The sequence below is a fragment of the Jiangella gansuensis DSM 44835 genome (assembly GCF_000515395.1).
GTDB lineage: Bacteria > Actinomycetota > Actinomycetes > Jiangellales > Jiangellaceae > Jiangella > Jiangella gansuensis.
The window spans coordinates 4,349,512-4,361,968 of the sequence record NZ_KI911782.1; the positions used below are offsets into that span (position 1 = coordinate 4,349,512).

Genomic DNA, 12,457 nt, shown 5'->3' on the forward strand with positions numbered 1-12,457 from the left:
GGTCCTCCAGTCCTCGTGCCGCTGGAAGGTCGCCACGCTAGCAGCAAGTTCGACCTACGGACATAGGTCTAACCCTTGCGTCCAGTGGCTGGTTGCCTCAAGAATCGACCCATGATGATGCGACGTTGTTTGCCTGGGACCGACCGATGACGGCGCCGAACGACGAGGCCCTGGTCGTCGATCTGCACAACGACCTGATCCTGCTGGTCGACCACTTCGACCAGCGCGGCCGGCCGGAGCACTTCGCCGAGTTCTGGCTGCCCGAGCTGCGGTCGGGCGGTGTGAACGTCCAGGTGCTGCCCGTGTTCATCGAGGCGCAATACCAGTCCGAGGGAGCCCTGCGGCGGACGCTGCTGCTCATCGAGCGGATCCATCAGCTGGCGTCACACCACCCCGAGGTGGAGGTCTGCCTGTCCGGAGCGGAGGTCGCGGCGGCCGTGTCCGCCGGCCGGATCGCGTTCGTGATCGGGCTGGAGGGTGCGCATGCCCTGGGCCAGGACCCGGAGCTGATCGGGACGATGTACCGCGTCGGCGCGCGGGTGGTGTCTCTCGCCCACCTGGGCCGGACGCACCTCGCGGACGGCAGCGGGTTCGACGACAGCGCGCGCGGCGGGCTGACCCCGCAGGGGTTCGAGGTGCTCGCCGAGATGGAACGGCTCGGGATCGTCTTCGACATCAGCCACCTCGGTGTGGCCGGCGTCGATGACGTGCTGGCCCGGGCGACCCGCCCGCTGCTCGCGACCCACTCGGGCTGCCGGGCCATCACCGACATGCACCGAAACCTCAGCGACGACCAGATCAAAGGCATCGCCGACCTCGGGGGCGTGATCGGGGTCGCGGCGGCGATCCCGCCGTTCATCGACCCGGCCCGGCCGACCGCCGCCCGTGTCGTCGACCACATTGAGCACATCGCGTCGGTCGCCTCGATCGACGCCGTGGGGCTGGGACCGGACTTCGTCGACGACTATTACGCGGAGGTCTACGGCGGCCGCATGGTCATCATGGGCGTGGACGTCGAGTTCGTGGACGCCGAGGTCCGGCGGCCGTCGGACCTCCCGAAGCTCACCGCCGAGATGGTCGCCCGCGGCTTCTCCGAGGCCGACGTCGCCAAGGTGCTGGGCGGCAACGCCATGCGGGTCCTCGACCATGTGATGGGCGTCGGTGCGCGTGGCTGAGCGCCGCGCGGTGATCGTCGCCGCGCAGCCGGAGGCCGTCGAGGCCGGCGCCGCGATCCTGGAGGCGGGCGGCAACGCGGTCGACGCGGCGATCGCCTGCGCCTTCGTGCAGACCGTGGTCGACCCGTTGATGTGCGGCATCGCCGGATTCGGCAGCATGGCCGCGTACCTCCCGCAACGGGAGTTCCACGGCTACTACGACTTCCATGCGGCGGCGCCGAGAGCGGCCCGACCCGAAATGTGGGAGTCGCTCGTCGAGGGCGAGGCCCGCGACGGGTTCGGCTTCATCGTGACCGGCCACGTCAACGAGATCGGCTACGAGTCCATCTGCGCACCGGCGTCGCTGCGGGCGCTCCACACCGCTCATCAGGAGCACGGGACGCTGCCGTGGCGCGACGTCCTGGCGCCCGCGATCGAGTACGCCCGCGATGGATGGACGGTGCGCCCGGACGTCCACGCCTTCTGGTCCGATCCGGGCGCGTTCGGGCACGTCGCCAACAGCGACCGCGCGTCGTTCACCCCAGCCGCCGCGGCGCTCTACCTGCGCCCGGACGGGTCGCCGAAGCGAATGGGCGACGTTGTGGTGAACCGCGACTATGCCGACGTGCTGGCGGCGATCGCGCGATCGGGCCCCGAGTCGTTCTACACCGGCGACCTGGCCCGGGCGATGGTCGACGACGTCGCCGCCAACGGCGGTCACCTGACGCTGGAGGACCTCGCCGACGTCGCCGTCCGGCGCAACGACCCCCTATGGACGACGTACCGCGGCTGGTCGGTCGCCACGAACCGGCCGCCCGGTGGCGGCGTGCAGCTCGTCCAAATGCTCAACGTCCTCGAGAACTTCGACCTCGAGGCGTTGGGGCACAACGGCGTGGAGTACGTGCGCGTCGTCAGCGAGGCCATGAAGAAGGCGACGGCCGACAAGGACCGCTACGTCGGCGACCCCGCGTTCGTGGACGTGCCGCTGGACCGGCTGACGTCGAAGGGCTACGCGCGGGAGGTCGCGGAGCGGATCGAGGCCGGCGAGCGGTTCTCCGTGCCGCGTCACCAGGGACCGGTCGAGGGCCACGACACCACCCATCTCTCGGTGATCGACGCCGACGGGAACTGCGTGGCCATGACGCACTCGCTGGGCCTGCCGTCCGGGGTGGTCAGCCCCGGGCTGGGCTTCATGTACAACGGCTGCATGTCAAGTTTCGACCCCCGGCCCGGCCGGGCGGCGTCGATCGCCCCGGGCAAGGCCCGGTTCAGCTCCGTGTGCCCGTCGGTGGTGTTCGACGAAAACGGCCCCATGCTGGTGATCGGTGCCCCTGGCGGCACACAGATCGCCATGGGCGTCCTTCAGGCGACGCTGAACGTACTCGACTTCGGCGTCCCCATCGGTGAGGCGGTCGGGCTGCCGCGCTTCTCCGCCACCAGCGACGTCATCGACGTCGTCAATCGCGTCCCGCGCGTCACCCAGGCCGCGCTCGAGGCCCGCGGGTACGAGGTGGTGCGCAGCCCCCGTAGCCATGCCTTCGGCCTTGTCCACGGGCTGGCGCGGCAGGACGGACGGTGGCGCGGTGGCGCCGATCCCGGCGGCGACGGCATGGCCCTGGAGGTGACGGCGGCCGCTCAGGCGGGCACCTGAGCGATCCAGCGTTCCACGGCGCCGGCCAGCACTGTCATGGGCACTGACCCGTTGCCGAGGACGGCGTCGTGGAAGGCGCGGATGTCGAAGGCGGCGCCGAGGCGTTCGCGTGCCGTTCGCCGCAGCCGCTCGATCTCGAGGCGGCCGGTCATGTAGGCCAGGGCCTGCCCTGGCCAGGCGATGTACCGGTCGATTTCGTTGGCGACGTTCTCGGGGGTGAGCGCGCTGTTGGTGAGCATGAAGTCGATCGCCTGCTGACGCGTCCAGCCGTGGTGGTGCAGGCCGGTGTCGACAACGAGCCGGCAGGCCCGCCAGGAGTCGAACGAGAGCATGCCGAAGCGGAACAGATCGCCGGAGTAGAGCCCCATCTCGTCGGCGAGACGCTCGGAGTAGAGACCCCACCCCTCGCCGAACGCCGGGACGTACAAGTGACGACGGAACGCAGGCAGCTCGGTGAGCTCTTGCGCGAGCCCGAACTGCAGGTGGTGGCCGGGCACGCCCTCGTGGAACGCTAGTGTTTCGTACTCGTACCGGGTCCGCGTGCTCGGCGCGTGGGTGTTGAGGTTGTAGCGGCCCGGCCGGCTGCCGTCGCCGGACGAGGGCAGGTACTCGCCGAGCACCGCGGCTGGCGCCAGCACCTCGTTCATGGGCACCACCGCGCACGACGTCGACGGGGTGCGGCCGAACCAGTTCGGCAGCGCCGCCTCGGCCCGGGCCACGGCCGCCCGCGCGTCGGCCAGGATGTCCTCGGCGGAGGAGTAGCGCAGATCCGGGTCGTGCCGCAGCCGGTCGACGATCGCGTCGAAGTCGCCGGTGCCGAAGACCCGTTTCCCCAGCACGGCGTACTCGTCGCGCAACGCCTCGCACAGGTCCAGGCCGAGCCGGTGGATCTCGTCCGGCGAGCGTGTCGTGGTCGTGTGCGCCGCGACGGCGCGCGCGTACATCTCGCCGCCGCCGGGCACGTACAGGAGCCCGCTGAGCTCGTCCGGCCGGGCCGCCGCCAGCACCGGTCCCGAGAGCGTCTCCATCAGCGCCGCCAGCGCCGGCCGAATGGACTCCGCCACCAGGTCGCGGACCTCGTCCTCGACGGCGGCGCCGGTCACCCTGCCGGCGATGAGGTCGTCCTGGGCGCGGCTGCGCAGGTAGACGTCCAGCCGTTCGACGGTCTGCTCGACGCCGCGGCGGGTCGGCACCCGGCCGGCAGCCACGCCGTCCAGCGCCCGCTCCCGGGCCTGGCGGAGGTACCCGGGCACACCGCGCAGCCGGCGCACGTAGCTCTGCTGCTCGTCCGGCGTGGCGACCGAGACGTTGGTCAGCGCGGTGAACAGCAACGCGCTGGGGGAGGCGTAGCCGGAGACGGCGAACTCCGCATGCCGGTCATGGAACGGCACGGCCTCGGACCGCGCGACGTGGATCAGCACGTCCCGCGTCACCCGATCATGGTCGTCGAGTTCGTCCGCCGGGATCCGCTCCGCGCGCGCCGCCAGGTCCAGGAGGCGCTCGGCCGATGCGAGCTGGGCGGACTCGTCGAGATCGGGCACCTCGCCGTCGAGCCCGGGGATGCCGTGGATGAGCGTCGCCACGAACGGATCGGCCGCCGCCAACGCCGCGAACAGGTCGTCGGACAGCTCGGCGAGGGGTCGGGACGCGGTATCCATGTGGCTCCTTCGTCGGACGGCCGGGTCGCTGGTGGCCCACACGCTAGCGCCTTGTTCGATCTAGCGACATGGGATGATGACACCAGCTCAAGCTGGCGCGGTCGGTAGTGGCGAACGGCATGGTTGAAACTGGCGGACAATCTGACCTACTCGTTTAGGTCTAAGTGCTCTACTCTGTCTGCGACAAGGATCCCCCAGCTTGCACGGAGGAGTCTGATGTTGGAGCCGAGGTCTGTTGGCGACGACCGAGCGATGATCCGACTTCGCTTGTCGCCCGGCGATGCGCGGTACGCCGGGAACCTGGTCCCCGGGTCGAAGGCGATGGAGATCTTCGCCGACCTCGAGACCGAACTCGCCCTCAAGGAGGGGGGCGACGAGGGCCTATGCGCGGCATACGACTCGGTCGAGTTCCTCGCGCCGCTGCGGGTGGGCGACTACGTCGAGGGCATCGCGCGGGTGACCCGGCGAGGGAACCGCAGCCGCATCATCGAGGCCCGGATCTTCAAGGTCCTCGGCGTCGACGAGAATGGCGCGCTCGCCAGCACCGACCCGGTGCTGGCGGCCACCGCCGTGGCGACGATCGTGGTGGGCACCAACTCCGGCGCGGGCGTTGCCTGAAGTGATCGCCCACCCTGACACGGTCGTCGCGTGGATCGAGGCGGTGGTGCGTGCGCACGCCGGCCGCCCGGCGCTGATCCACGACGGCGCCACCTGGAGCTACCGGGAGCTGTGGTCGCGCGCGGAGGACACCGCCCGGCGCCTGCTCGCAGGCGGCCTGCGGCCCGGCGACACGGTCGGTCTCCTGGGCGCCAACGAGCCGGCGTACATCGTCAACTACCTCGGGATCGCCCGGGCGGGCGGTACCGCGGTTCCGGTCAACGACCGGCTCGACGGCGCGACGGTGCGCAGCCTGCTCGCCTCGGTCGACGCCACGCGCGTGTTCGTCGGCCGGGTCGACGCGGTCGTCCGCGACGAGCTCGCCGAGACGTTCCAAATCCTCCCTATGGGCGCCGACGATCCGGTGCAGCGCCGCGGCCGGCTACCGGTCGCGGGACCGGCGACGCCGGCCGCGATCATGCTGACCAGCGGCTCGACCGGACGGCCGAAGGGGGTCGTGCACTCCCAGGCCACCATGTTGCACGCGGCACAGCAGCTGACCTCGACGTTCCCGTTCCGCCCGGACGACCGGTCGGTGGTCTTCCTCCCGCTCTACGCGTGCATCCCGGAGCAGGTGCTGCCGGTGCTGTGCACCGGCGGCGCGCTGGAGATCCTGCCGCGATTCGACGTCGAGCGTGTCGCCGACGCCTGCACCAGGGCGACGACATTCGACGCGGTGCCGACGATCCTGAGCCGGCTGATCGAACACGCGCCCCCGGAGAAGCTCGCCCACCTGCGGTGGGTGCTGTTCGCGTCGGAGCACATGCCGGTGACGCTCCTGCACCGCTGGTGGGACGAGCTGCCCGGCGTGGAGACACACCAGCTCTACGGGATGACGGAGGTGCTGCCGCTGTCGGCGGCGCCGCACCGGTTGCTACGCCGGGAGCCGTCCACCATCGGGCGGGCGTTCCCGACGACGCGGCTGAGCGTCGACGGCGGCGGCGCGGACGGCGGCGGCGCGGACGGCGGCGAGCTGATCGGCGCCAGTCCGGCCCAGATGGTGGGGTACTACAAGGACGAGGTCGCCACGAAGGCTGCGCTCGGCCCGGACGGCGCCATGCGCACGGGTGACCTCGGTCGCATCGACGAGCGTGGGCTCGTCTTCCTGACCGGCCGGAGCAAGGACATCATCATCTCCGGCGGCATCAACATCGCGCCCGCCGAGATCGAGGCCGTCGCCGCCCGGCATCCGTCGGTCGAACGGGCGGTCGTCGTGGGCGTGCCGAGCGAACGCTGGGGTGAGACCCCGGTCGTCGTCGCCGTGCCCCGTCCGGGCCGGGCCCTGACGGCCGACGACCTGCTGAGCCACTGCAGGTCACAGCTGACCAGCTACAAGCGACCTACCGCCGCCGGGCTGATCGACGCCCTCCCGACCACCGGTATCGGCAAGACGGCCAAGGACACGGTGAGGAAGATGATCGTGGATGGGAAGATCAACGTTGTTCGAGTCTGACCAGATCGAGGCACTCGTGGCCAAGGGCCGGCAAGGCCACTGGGCGCCGCTCGCCCGTGCGGTGACGGTGGTCGAGAACAGCCCGCCCTGGGAGGTCTCCATCCCACGGGCGTCCCGGCCCTGCCACATCGTGGGCATCACCGGGCCGCCGGGCGCCGGCAAGAGCACCCTCACCGGCCGCCTGATCGAGTCCTTCGCCGACGACGGCCAGCGGGTCGCCGTCCTGGCGATCGACCCGTCCAGCCCGCTCAGCGGCGGAGCCGTCCTCGGCGACCGCGTACGGATGGAGACCTACCTGACCGGCCGGCCCGGGGTGTTCGTGCGCAGCCTGGCCAGTCGCGGATCGCATGGCGCCGTGGCCGGGTCCACCCGCAACATCGCCCGGCTCCTGGAGCTGTCCGGCCTGTTCGACATCGTGCTCATCGAGACGGTGGGCGCGGGCCAGACGGAGGTCGCCATCGTCGAGGTCGCCGACACCGTGCTGCTGGTCACCGTGCCCGGGCTCGGTGACGCCGTGCAGACGATCAAGGCGGGCCTCATGGAGGTCGCCGACGCCTTCATCGTCAACATGGCCGACCGGCCCGGCGCCTCGGAGACGGCGCGGCACCTGCGCCTGGCCGCCGGGCGGGTGGACGCCGTGTACAAGACGGTGGCCATCGAGGGCACCGGGGTGGACCAGGTGCGCGACGGCATGTACGCGCGGTGGAAGTCGCTGCTGGAGGACGGGCAGCTGGAGGCGCGGCGCCTGGCGAAGTGGGGCTCGGACGCGGCGCTGGTGGCGGAGGCCTGGGTCGCCGACTGCGCCGGCGCGCTCGACCTCGACCCGCACGCGACCATGCAGGACTCCGTGGACAAGATCTTGAAGGAGGCGTCACACCGATGGAGCCGATGAACGAGGACGACAAGCGCTGGGACGAGCGCGTCGAGGCATGGAGCACCGGGCGGGTCGCCGCCGACTACGAGCGGATCCCGCCGCGGCGCTCGGAGTACACGACCCTGTCCGGTGCGCCCGTCAAGGACATCTACACCCATGCGGACATCCGGCACCTGGACCCGGCCGAGGACATCGGGCTCCCCGGTGAGTACCCGTACACCCGTGGCGTGCACGCCACGATGTACCGCGGCAGGCCGTGGACGATCCGGCAGGTGGCGGGCTTCGGTCAGGCCGAGGACACCAACAACCGGTACAAGTACCTGCTCAGGACCGGCCAGACCGGTCTCTCGACCGACTTCGACCTACCGACGCTGCTGGGCTACGACTCCGACCACGAGGTGTACCGACGCGAGGTCGGCCGCATCGGTGTCGCCGTCGACACCGTCGTCGACATGCATGCGCTGTTCGACGGCATCCCGCTCGACCAGATCTCCACATCGATGACGATCAACCCGTCGGCCGCCGTCGTGCTGGCCATGTACCGGGTGGTGGCCGACGAGCGGGGCATCCCGGGCCACGTGCTCACCGGGACCACCCAGAACGACATCCTCAAGGAGTACATCGCCCAGAACGAGTTCATCTTCCCGCCGCTGCCCTCGGTGCAGCTGGTGGTCGACACGATGGAGTACGGCGCGGACGTGATGCCGCGGTTCAACCCGCTCAACGTGTGCGGCTACCACATCCGCGACGCCGGTGCGACGGCCGTCGAGGAGGTCGGGCTGACGATCAGCAACGCGCTGTGCTACCTGGAGCACGCGGTCGAGCGCGGCATCGACGTCGACCGGCTGGCGCCGCGGGTGTCGTTCTTCTGGGACGTGCACAACAACTTCTTCGAGGAGGCGGCGAAGCTGCGGGCGGCCCGCCGGTTGTGGGCGCGGCTCATGCGGGAGCGGCTGGGCGCCAAGGATCCCCGCTCGTGGCTGATGCGGGCGCACTGCCAGACCGCAGGCGTCTCCCTCACCGCGCAGCAGCCGTACAACAACGTCGCCCGGACCGCGATCCAGGCCATGGCTGCCGTCCTGGGCGGCACCCAGTCGCTGCACACGAACTCCCTCGACGAGGCCCTGTCCATCCCGTCGGAGAGCGCAATCAAGATCGCCGTCCGCACCCAGGCGATCATCCTGCACGAGACCGGCGTCGCCGACGTCGTCGATCCGCTCGCCGGGTCGTACTACGTGGAGTCGCTCACCTCCCAGATCGAGGAGGACGCGCTCGCGCTGATCGAGCGGATCGACGCAATGGGCGGCATGATCGAGGCGGTCCAGTCCGGCTACGCGGTCCAGCTGATCTCCGATTCCGCCTGGGAGCAGCAGGTCAAGGTCGAGAGCAACGACACCATCACTGTCGGTGTGAACGCCTACGTCGACGAGGACGAGACCCAGGACATCGAGATCGACCGTCCGGTGCCCGGCGTGATGGAACGCCAGATGGCGCGGCTCGCCGAGGTGAAACGGTCCCGCGAGGACCGGCAGGTGAGCACGACACTGCGGGCGATCGAGAAGGCCGCCCCCGACCTGCAGCACAACCTGATGCCGCTGATCGAGGACGCCGTGCGCGCTCGAGCCACGGTCGGCGAGATCTGTGACGTGCTGCGCGGCGTGTGGGGCCACCACCAGCCGTCGACCGTGTTCTAGAGGAAGGACGTGACAATGACATCCGCCACTGCTGGTCTGCCGCCGCTCAAGGTGGTGATCGCCAAGCCCGGGCTCGACGGACACGACCGCGGCGCCAAGGTCGTGGCACGGGCGTTGCGCGACTCCGGTATGGAAGTCGTCTACACCGGCATCTATCAAAGCCCGGAATCGATCCTGCGCGCGGTCGTCCAGGAAGACGCCGACGTCCTCGGCCTGTCCAGCCTGTCCGGCGCTCACCTCGAGTACGCCAGGGACCTGTGCGCGCTGCTGAAGGAGAACGACCGCCGGGACGTACTGTTCGTCGTCGGCGGCACCATCCCGCCCGAGGACGCCGACACGCTCAAGGGCTACGGCGTCCACGAGGTCTTCGGGCCTGGGACGCCGACGGCCGAGCTGGTCGAGTACATCTCCCGCAACGCCCGACAGGCGAGGCTGGCGTGACGTTCAGGTCGCGCGACCTCGGCATCGTGGTCGGTGACCTCCCGACCGGCCGGCACAACGCCATCACCGACGTCCCTGGCGTGCGGGTGGGACACCACACGTTGCGCGCGGGCGACGGGCCGCTGGTCGTCGGCGAGGGCCCGGTGCGCACCGGGGTGACCGTCGTGGAGCCGCGGCCGCAGGTCTGGCGCTCGCCGGTCTTCGCCGGCTTCCACCGGCTCAACGGCAACGGCGAGATGACCGGCCTGCACTGGATCCGGGAGAACGGGCAGCTCACCACCGCGATTGGCCTGACCAACACCCACTCGGTCGGCGTGGTCCGCGACGCGATCGTCGCCCGGCTGCACGGGGAACGGGGCGACGACGAGCTCTACTTCCACCTTCCGGTGGTGGCGGAGACGTATGACGGCATCCTGAGCGACATCAACGGGCAGCACGTCACGGCCGCCCACGTCGACGCGGCCTTCGACGCCCTGTCCGGCGGGCCCGTCGCCGAGGGCTCGGTCGGCAGCGGCACGGGCATGATCTGCCACGAGTTCAAGGGCGGCATCGGCACGTCGTCGCGGGTCGTCGGCGACACCTACACCGTCGGCGTCCTCGTGCAGGCCAACCACGGCCGGCGTGGGCGGCTGCGGGTGAACGGCGTACCGGTCGGCGAGCGGATCCCCACCGACGAGGTCCCGTCGCCGTTCGACGCGGTGGTGCGGACGGCCCGGGGCAGCGGGTCGATCATCGTGCTCATCGCGACGGACGCACCGCTGCTGCCACATCAGTGCGAACGGCTGGCCCAGCGTGGCGCCCTGGCCATCGGGCGGACCGGCGGGTCCGGCGAGAACGGCAGCGGCGACCTGCTCCTGGCGTTCTCCACCGGGAACGAAGGCCTACCCCGGGTCGGCCTGGTGGAACCGGACCCGGACGAGATTCCGCTGCGCATGGCCAGCAACACCGTGATCAACGGCCTGTTCGACGCGGTCATCGACGCCACCGAGGAGGCGATCCTCAATGCCGTAGTGACCGCGGACACCAGTGTCGGACGCGACGGGATCACCGCGCACGCGCTGGACCACAACCGCCTGCGCACGGCCTACGCCGGATGACGCGTCCGATGCCACCCGCCGAACCACCCGATGCCACGCCGGCCACCGTGGCCGCGGCGATCGCCGAGTACCTGAGTGGTCAGGGGATCGAACGGGTGTTCAGCCTGCCCGGCTCGCACATGAAGCCGATCTGGGCGGAGCTGGACGCGCGGGGCGTCCGGATCGTGACGGCGCGGCACGAGGTGGCCGCCGTGCACATGGCCCAGGCGGAGGCCGATCTGCGCCACGGACTCGCCGTCGCGATCGTCACGACCGGGCCGGGGCTGACCAACGCGGTCACCGGGATCGGATGTGCTTTCCTCGCCGGTTCACCGGTGCTCGTCATCTCGACCCGCCCGCCGGACGAGCAGGCGGGCATGGGTGCCCTGGAGGAGATCGACCAAGCGGCGATCGTCCGGCCGGTCTGCCGGGCAGTGGAGGTGGTCCGATCGCGCCGGCACGTCGTCGACCGGCTCGACCGCGCCGTGAGCGCGGCGCTCGGTGACGACGGCCCCGGCGGCCCGGTGTACGTCGAGTTCGGCACCGAGCTGCTGCGCCAGGATGCCGCGCCGCTCTACACGACCTATCCGCGCCGCACGAGGGCGCGCCGGCCACCGGAGGCCGCCGCCGTCGACCGAGCCGTCGACGCGATCGCGGCCAGCACCCGGCCGTTGGTGCTCGCCGGTCGCGAGGCGCTCACCGTGCCCGGCCCGTTGGCCGAGTTCGTGCGCACGACCGGCGCCCTGTACCTCGACACCCGGGCGAGCCGGGGCGCCCTGTCCGAGAGCATCCCCACGTTCGTTCCGGCGGCGCGGGCCCGGGCGATGGCCGAGGCCGACTTGGTGATCACGGTCGGCCGGCAGCTGGACTTCGAGACGGCGTACGGGTCGCCCGCGGTCTTCACCGGGGCCGAGCGGTTCCTGCGGATCGGCCGGAACTCCGAAGAGGTCCAGGCCAACCGCCGCGGCGACGTGGAGCTGCGCGCCGATCCGCACTCAGCGCTGGAGGCTCTGTTCGCGGCCGGCGCGCGACCGGCCGCTCCGGATCTCGCGTGGCGCGACGACGTCATGAGCAGCAACGCCGGCAAGCGGCGCCGGCTCAGCGAGACGATGCAAGCCCAACCCACTCCCGCAGACGGCGGGCTCCACCCGCTCCAGGTCATCCGCGCGCTCAATGAGCACATCGACGACACCGCGATCGTGATCGTCGACGGCGGGGACATCCTGTCGTGGTCGCGGTCTAGCCTGAACACGCCCACCTACCTGGACCTGGGGGCGTTCGGATGCCTCGGGGTGGGCATCCCGTTCGCCGTCTCGGCGTCGCTCAACCATCCGGACCGCACGGTCATCGCGCTCGTCGGCGACGGCGCCCTGGGCTTCAACGTCATGGAACTGGAGACCGCAGTCCGCGAAGGCGCACGCTTCGTCGTCGTCGTGGCCGACAACAACGCGTGGAACATCGAACGCGTCGACCAGGTCCGCAACTACGAGGGGCGGGTCATGGGCACCGAGCTCGGCCCCTGCGCCTGGGACCGGCTCGCCGAGAGCCTCGGCGTCGCCGGCTACCGCGCCGGCAGCGTGGACGACCTGGACACGGTGCTCGGCGAGGCCTTCGCGCACGCACCCGCGGTGGTCGCCGTCCGGGTCTCTCGCGAACCGGTGTCACCGGACACCAGAAGCGGCCTCGCCCTGGTGCCGGAGTACCACGCACTCGCCGCCTGGGACGCGGCCGAGCGGACGTGGTTGTCGGGGCCGCGTCCTGGGGGCCGCAGAGTCGTGAACCGGTGAGGTGGTCATGGC

The 12,457-nt window shown here is 71.0% G+C and carries 10 protein-coding genes; 9 read left to right on the forward strand and 1 reads right to left on the reverse strand.

The window, feature by feature from the left end:
* The first annotated feature begins 146 nt into the window (after window positions 1-146).
* Window positions 147-1,175, forward strand: coding sequence for a dipeptidase (locus JIAGA_RS0120460; RefSeq protein WP_026877096.1), 1,029 nt, complete (start codon window positions 147-149; stop codon window positions 1,173-1,175).
* Window positions 1,168-2,805, forward strand: a complete 1,638-nt coding sequence (gene ggt / locus JIAGA_RS0120465) for a gamma-glutamyltransferase (RefSeq protein ID WP_026877097.1) — start codon at window positions 1,168-1,170, stop codon at window positions 2,803-2,805. The genes JIAGA_RS0120460 and ggt overlap by 8 nt, the downstream gene beginning before the upstream one ends.
* Here the strand turns inward: ggt and JIAGA_RS0120470 are convergent.
* Window positions 2,790-4,463, reverse strand: coding sequence for a DUF885 domain-containing protein (locus tag JIAGA_RS0120470; RefSeq protein ID WP_026877098.1), 1,674 nt, complete (start codon window positions 4,461-4,463; stop codon window positions 2,790-2,792). The genes ggt and JIAGA_RS0120470 overlap by 16 nt on opposite strands.
* A gap of 252 nt (window positions 4,464-4,715) precedes the next feature.
* On the opposite strand from JIAGA_RS0120470, the gene JIAGA_RS31255 reads away from it, so the two are divergent.
* The 7 genes from JIAGA_RS31255 to JIAGA_RS31265 are packed head-to-tail and all read left to right on the forward strand — an operon-like array spanning window position 4,716 to window position 12,445.
* On the forward strand, window positions 4,716-5,081 hold the full coding sequence (locus tag JIAGA_RS31255; protein WP_051426319.1) for a hotdog domain-containing protein: 366 nt from the start codon (window positions 4,716-4,718) through the stop codon (window positions 5,079-5,081).
* Between the two features lies 1 nt (window position 5,082).
* Window positions 5,083-6,573 (forward strand): class I adenylate-forming enzyme family protein, encoded by a 1,491-nt coding sequence (locus tag JIAGA_RS0120480; protein WP_026877099.1) that lies wholly within the window; start codon window positions 5,083-5,085, stop codon window positions 6,571-6,573.
* Window positions 6,560-7,465, forward strand: coding sequence for an ArgK/MeaB family GTPase (locus JIAGA_RS31260; protein ID WP_051426320.1), 906 nt, complete (start codon window positions 6,560-6,562; stop codon window positions 7,463-7,465). The genes JIAGA_RS0120480 and JIAGA_RS31260 overlap by 14 nt, the downstream gene beginning before the upstream one ends.
* Window positions 7,462-9,141 carry an acyl-CoA mutase large subunit family protein gene (locus JIAGA_RS0120490; protein ID WP_026877100.1) on the forward strand — a complete coding sequence of 560 codons (1,680 nt, stop codon included), beginning with the start codon at window positions 7,462-7,464 and terminating at the stop codon, window positions 9,139-9,141. Before JIAGA_RS31260 ends, JIAGA_RS0120490 begins: the two co-directional genes overlap by 4 nt.
* Before the next feature lie 15 nt (window positions 9,142-9,156).
* On the forward strand, window positions 9,157-9,582 hold the full coding sequence (locus JIAGA_RS0120495) for a cobalamin B12-binding domain-containing protein (RefSeq protein ID WP_026877101.1): 426 nt from the start codon (window positions 9,157-9,159) through the stop codon (window positions 9,580-9,582).
* Window positions 9,579-10,679, forward strand: a complete 1,101-nt coding sequence (locus JIAGA_RS0120500) for a DmpA family aminopeptidase (RefSeq protein WP_026877102.1) — start codon at window positions 9,579-9,581, stop codon at window positions 10,677-10,679. Before JIAGA_RS0120495 ends, JIAGA_RS0120500 begins: the two co-directional genes overlap by 4 nt.
* Window positions 10,676-12,445 carry a thiamine pyrophosphate-binding protein gene (locus tag JIAGA_RS31265; protein ID WP_084469853.1) on the forward strand — a complete coding sequence of 590 codons (1,770 nt, stop codon included), beginning with the start codon at window positions 10,676-10,678 and terminating at the stop codon, window positions 12,443-12,445. The genes JIAGA_RS0120500 and JIAGA_RS31265 overlap by 4 nt, the downstream gene beginning before the upstream one ends.
* Window positions 12,446-12,457: the final 12 nt, after the last annotated feature.